Here is a 4,808-nt window from a genome sequence, read left to right on the forward strand (position 1 = left end):
GGTCGAGAATGCCGCGCGCTGGGCCGTGCTCTATCTCGGCTCGGCGCGCGCCGCCGATCTCGAAGCCGAAGGCGAGATCGTCGCGCTCAACCGCAAGGGCGAGGTCGCGGACAACCAGCGCGCGATCCTGGGCAAGCTCGAAGGCGTGGTGCTGCTCGACGGCACCTGGAGCCAGGCGAAGGCACTGTGGTGGCGCAATCCCTGGATGCTCAAGTGCCAGCGCGTGATCCTCAACCCGGCGCATCCCTCGCGCTATGGGCGCCTGCGCCGCGAGCCGCGCAGCGACGGGCTCTCGACCATCGAGGCCGCGGCGACGATTCTCGCCGGCCTCGAGCGGCGTCCTGACATCGCCGACGCGCTGCATGCGAGTTTTGAACGGCTGTTGACACGCTACCGCGAGGTCCAGGCCGAGATGCCGGAATTGGCGCCCAAACCTGCGCCGAAGGGCCGGCGCGACTTCCGTCGGCGCAAACGAGCCTGACTTCGGCCCACTTCGTCTGTACGGTTGATTGCACCGCGAGGCGCGGGCATTTTGAGGTCATCGATCGAAACCGGTCGCTATCCGCTTCCCTGTTGCGGCATCGGAGAGCGGCATCCGAAGGGGCAGTCGAATTCAGCTCGCGGCGAAGGAAATCCTGACACAGGCGGCGCGGCCCGATCGCTGGGGCACGCTCGCGCTGATGGACATTTCGCTGCGCTACCGGCGGACCGTGATCGGCCCGCTCTGGATCACGCTGACCCTCGCTGCGACGATCGCAAGCGTCGGCACGGTCTATGCGGCACTGTTCAAGCAGGACATCGGCGCCTTCCTGCCGTCCTTCGCGGTCGGCCTGATCGTCTGGACCCTGATCGCCACGACGCTCCAGGAGGGCTCCAACATCTTCGTGGCGTCCGGTCATCTCATCAAGGCGGTGCCGGCGCCGCTGATCGTTCATGTCCTCCAGATGATCGCGCGCAACGTCCTCATCTTCGCGCATCACCTGGTGATCGTCGTGCTGCTCTATGTCGTGATGCCCTGGCCGCTGCACTGGAACATGCTGCTCGTGATGCCCGGCTTTGCGATCCTGTTTCTCGTGCTGCTCGGTGGCGCGGTCGCGCTCGGCATGCTCTGCGCGCGTTTTCGCGACATTGGTTCGGCGATCGTCAGCGGCCTGCAGTTCATCTTCTTTCTCACGCCGATCATCTGGACCGAGGACAGTGTGCGCGGCACCGCCTTTCACTGGCTGACGTGGGTCAATCCGTTTGCGACGCTGCTCGATCTCGTGCGCCGGCCGCTATTGTCGCAGCCGACCTCTGCGGAGCAATGGCTGTTGGGGGCGGTCTATGCGATCGTCGTGGCCGTCATCGGCCTCGGCTGTTACGCAAGATACCGCCATCGCGTGGCGTATTGGCTGTGATGCGCGCATGACCACCACGGCCCACATCGTGCTTCGCGACGTCTCGGTCACGTTTCCGGTGCTGTCGTTTCGCGACCGTTCGCTGCGCAGCCGGTTCGTCGGCGCCGTGACGCCGCGGCGGAAGGCGGCGGTCTCGCACCTCATCAAGGCCTTGAACGAGGTCAGCCTCGACATCCGCGCCGGCGACCGCCTCGCCATCATCGGCGCCAATGGCGCCGGCAAGACCACGCTGCTGCGGGTTCTCGCCGGCATCTATCATCCGACGGCGGGGAGCATTGACGTGCTCGGCCGCTGCCTGTCGCTGTTCGATCTGTCGGCCGGCTTCGACGAGGAAGCAACCGGCTACGAGAACATCATGCGGCGCGGCCTCGTGATCGGCGCGCGGCGCGCCGAGATCGATGCACGGCGCGCGGAGATCGCCGAGTTCAGCGAGCTCGGCGACCGGCTCGACCTGCCGCTGCGCACCTATTCCAGCGGCATGATGCTGCGCCTGATCTTCGCGGTCGCAACCGCGGTCGAGGGCGAGATCGTGCTGCTCGACGAATGGATCGGCGTCGGCGACCAGCAATTCCGCAAGAAGGCGCGGCAGCGGTTGGATGAGATCGTCGCCCGTGCCGGCATCCTGGTGCTCGCCTCGCACGACGTCGAGCTGATCAAGAGCACCTGCAACCGGGCGATCCTGCTGGAGCAGGGGCGGATTATGGCGGCCGGCACGACCGAGGAGATTCTCGGCCGTTATCTCGGCGGGCCGGGCGGGGCGAAGGTCTAGCGCTGCAAGCCGGGCATCAAGCTGCTGAAAGTCGTCGGGAAAGTCGGACGAAGGCGGTTGCCTAAACCCTGCATCCCCTATATTGCTCCGCCCTTACGGGGCCACGTGGCGGAGTGGTTACGCAACGGTCTGCAAAACCGTGTACACCAGTTCAATTCTGGTCGTGGCCTCCATTACAAATCCCTGATCTTTCAGCAAAATTCGATCTCGACGCAGGTTCCGCCGATCCTGTGCGGCGTCCGCCAAGGTGCGGGGCGGCCCGGTCACCGGGGTTGCCCGGGGCGTGCTGGAAACGCCCGATTCACGCCCGCTGGCATAGAGTTCGCATCTGCGACGTGATGCGACTTTCATCAACGAGCGCTGGAGCAACCCGTGGGCGATATCGTCCGATTTGTCCCGAAAACCGAGCTTGAGCGGGCTCGCCTCATCCGTGAGGCCCGCGCGATCTATGACAGCATCTTTCCATCGTCCGCACCCGACCGGGCGACGCAGGATGGCGAGGATCGCGTCAAGAGCTGATCGTTGCCGCGCCGGGCTTAAGCCCTTTAGCAACACGCCCGCGGGCGCTGCGATCAACGGCGAAGCAGCCTTCAGCAGGCCGCGTACCAGCCGTCGGGAAACGGCAGGAGAGGCCAGGCGCCCTCATTGTCATTGGCCGCATTGGGCATCGCGTCAAAACTCCGCGAGCGGAGCACGAACTCCTCCTCCGGCGCGGCAGCGAAATCTTCAATGACCATGGCGTCCCGGACGGCATCCAGCAGCAAATTGAATTCGGCTTCGCTTCTCATCGCACCCTCGCAGAACGCGGATGGCGCAATGTCGCAAAGCCGGCTTGTTACCCGATTGATCCGATCGTTCGCATTTTAACGATCCGGCGATCGGGTCCCAATTGGTTAGCGATTTTCTAAGATCCCCCGGGGACCCTAGGTTCCTCCGCTGCGCCGGCAGTGTGAAAGAGATCACATCCTGAGCGGTTTATTTCTCCTACCCCTTCGCACACCGACCAATGCAGGCCGGAGCAGGCAGGGCAGACAGGAGACTGGTCATGAAGGCGAGGTTCTTGCGGTTTGCGGGTGTGAAGAGCCGGGCGCGCCGCGCCTCGACGGTTGGGCTCTTCCTCACATTGTTCGCCTCCGCCGCCCACGCGCAAGGGACAGCCGAACAGCGCCGGGCCTGCACGCCAGACGTCTACCGGCTCTGCGCCGGCGAAATCCCCAACGTCCGCGCCATCACGGCGTGCCTGCGGCGCAACCGCTCGAGCCTGAGCGAAGCCTGCCGCAGCGTGTTCGATCAGGCCGGCGGTTGAACGCAGCAGCCTGTGGGTTTGTGCGCAGCAAGTCGCCCGACCCGCTGAGCAATCCGCGATATCGGCCCTGTGGATATGCTGCGGACAGGCTGTGGATCAGGGACGTGGCAGGTGAGGTCGTTGCCGTACGCTCCCTGCATTTCGTCTCAAAGTGCAACCCGCGCGTGCAAGAAGTCTTGATAGGCCGTGATCTAGGGGTGAACAGCCCGGCTTGAACGCGCTGCCCGACCACCGCGACGAATGGATAGAGTGCAAAAAGGATCAGTGGAACGTGATCGCATCTCCGCTTCCTAAAGCACCAATATGGTGCTTTAGTGCTTTCGATGAGCCAGTCGCCCCGAAACGCGCCGTCCGCGCTGCGTTACAGGCTTGCCCCTGATCCGGCCGCCAAGGCCGCGCTGGAGGCGACGTTCAGGGCATATGACCGCATGATGGAGATCCTCGATGAGGTCGCACGGAGCCACAATGTCGGCTCCAACGTCGTGCTGCTGCATGCCCACGCCTATGACCCGATCCGCAAACAGACCGCGCTGCCGTCGCGCCTGGTGACGCTGGGCCTGCGTGACCGCACCGAATATCGCGCAGCGCAGGGCCGTCGTCTGCCGCTCGACGACAAGCTCGCCAAGATCAAGGGCCCGGCCACCATTTCGATTGCGACCGTGCAAGGGCGCTTCAGAGTGCCGTTCGACTATGCCGGCTATGCCAAGGGCTGGGGGCAAAGCGTGCCCGCGCGCCTGATCCGCACCGATGACGGTTTCGAAGTTCACTACGGCGTTACGCCGAACACTCTGCCAGAGGAGGAGAACGCTATGGATACCATCGCTGCCGCTCCCGAAAATTTCCTGTCACGGGTCGGGCGCCTGATCGCCGGGATCGCCTATGACGCGATCGAGCAGGCTGAAGGCAAGAACAAGCTTGGGGTGGTCGGACAGGCCATCCGCGAGATCGAGCGCGCCGAAAGCGAGGCGCGCGATGCGCTCGGCGCTGCGCGTGCCGAGGAATACCGCCTCAACGCGCGCCGCACCGAGATCGAACGCGAGATGACCGATCTCGCGCCCAAGATCGAAGGGGCGATCACCGACGGGCGCGACGACCTCGCCCGCGCCGGCATCGCGCGGCAGATGGATCTGGAGGCGCAGTTCGAGGTGCTGTCCCGCGCCATCGACGAGAACAACGAGAAGATCGAGCAATGCGTCACCTCGTTGCGTGCCGTCCTGTCGGCACTTCAGGACGCCGAGCAGCGCCGCGCCGATCTCGAAAAGAGTGAGGCGGCCGCAAGCCATCAGGCCGCGACGTCGCCTCGCAAACAGGGCGGCAGCTCTGCGGCGGCGAAGGC

7 protein-coding genes and 1 tRNA gene are annotated in these 4,808 nt (G+C 64.9%); 7 read left to right on the forward strand and 1 reads right to left on the reverse strand.

The window, feature by feature from the left end:
* The 5 genes from MOV75_RS27775 to MOV75_RS27795 all read left to right on the forward strand — a co-directional run.
* Positions 1-481 (forward strand): tRNA-uridine aminocarboxypropyltransferase (locus tag MOV75_RS27775; protein WP_247006954.1); only part of this gene is annotated, 481 nt, incomplete at its 5' end.
* Positions 482-680: 199 nt separating this feature from the next.
* Positions 681-1,397: an ABC transporter permease gene (locus MOV75_RS27780; RefSeq protein WP_246927217.1), complete on the forward strand. Its 717-nt coding sequence runs from the start codon at positions 681-683 to the stop codon at positions 1,395-1,397.
* A 7-nt stretch (positions 1,398-1,404) separates the two neighbouring features.
* Entirely contained in the window at positions 1,405-2,166 is a 762-nt protein-coding gene (locus tag MOV75_RS27785; RefSeq protein ID WP_246927221.1) for an ABC transporter ATP-binding protein, read from the forward strand.
* Positions 2,167-2,265: 99 nt separating this feature from the next.
* A tRNA-Cys gene (locus MOV75_RS27790) sits at positions 2,266-2,339 on the forward strand.
* 199 nt (positions 2,340-2,538) lie between these two features.
* Complete coding sequence (locus tag MOV75_RS27795) at positions 2,539-2,685, forward strand: hypothetical protein (RefSeq protein ID WP_246927231.1); 147 nt, start codon at positions 2,539-2,541, stop codon at positions 2,683-2,685.
* Positions 2,686-2,756: 71 nt separating this feature from the next.
* On the opposite strand, the gene MOV75_RS27800 is transcribed toward MOV75_RS27795, so the two are convergent.
* On the reverse strand, positions 2,757-2,954 hold the full coding sequence (locus MOV75_RS27800) for a hypothetical protein (protein WP_246927233.1): 198 nt from the start codon (positions 2,952-2,954) through the stop codon (positions 2,757-2,759).
* Positions 2,955-3,211: 257 nt separating this feature from the next.
* Here MOV75_RS27800 and MOV75_RS27805 point away from each other — a divergent pair, with 257 nt between their 5' ends.
* Positions 3,212-3,472 (forward strand): hypothetical protein, encoded by a 261-nt coding sequence (locus tag MOV75_RS27805; RefSeq protein WP_015686208.1) that lies wholly within the window; start codon positions 3,212-3,214, stop codon positions 3,470-3,472.
* A gap of 314 nt (positions 3,473-3,786) precedes the next feature.
* Positions 3,787-4,808 (forward strand): PspA/IM30 family protein (locus MOV75_RS27810; RefSeq protein ID WP_247006955.1); only part of this gene is annotated, 1,022 nt, incomplete at its 3' end.

The sequence above is a fragment of the Bradyrhizobium sp. PRIMUS42 genome (assembly GCF_023006515.1).
In the GTDB taxonomy this organism is placed as follows: domain Bacteria; phylum Pseudomonadota; class Alphaproteobacteria; order Rhizobiales; family Xanthobacteraceae; genus Bradyrhizobium.